The following is a 545-nucleotide window of genomic DNA, read 5'->3' as shown; positions in this document are numbered from 1 at the left end:
GATGACAAAAACCATCCCAGCCTGGTCCTGGCCCGCCGGCTTGCCGCGAAAGCCGACCAGGTCTGGCTCTTCACCACCGACTTCACGATCCCCTGGACGAACAATCCCAGCGAGCAGGCGATCAGGCTCCCGAAACGGCACCAGGCCGTCTCGGGCTACTGGCACACCCCCACCACGCTAGCCGCCTACCTCCGCGTGCGCTCCTACCTCGTCTCCGCCCGCGACCACGGCCTGACCGCCATCGACGCCATCCGCCTCGCCCTCGCCGGCAAGCCCTGGCTGCCGATCCCGCGCACGGTCCGCCCCGCGCTCGCTCTCCCCGCCTGAACCAATATCAACACGGAGCTGCTCAGGCCGCCACCCGTGAATGGACACATCAGGATCACCCGGGCTCCGCTGCGCGGCGCGAAGCTCATGGCCGCCTGCCCTGGCCTGGCGGTTCGTCGACTGACAAGCCGACTACCTGCGGGCCTCCCCGGGACCTCCTGCACTCCGCACGTTCGGGTTTGGTGCTTTGACCCGCCTGTTCCTTGGTCAGGGTGGTC

At 68.4% G+C, this 545-nt stretch carries 1 pseudogene; it reads left to right on the top strand.

Annotated elements, in window-relative coordinates:
• Positions 1-327 (top strand): annotated as a pseudogene (locus AC08OP_RS18495) (IS66-like element ISFsp11 family transposase); the annotation flags it as partial.
• Positions 328-545 lie beyond the last annotated feature (218 nt).

It is taken from the genome of Frankia sp. CeRuru1, assembly GCF_977966315.1.
Note: the sequence above shows the minus strand (reverse complement) of the source record. Positions and strands in the feature narration are given on the sequence as shown.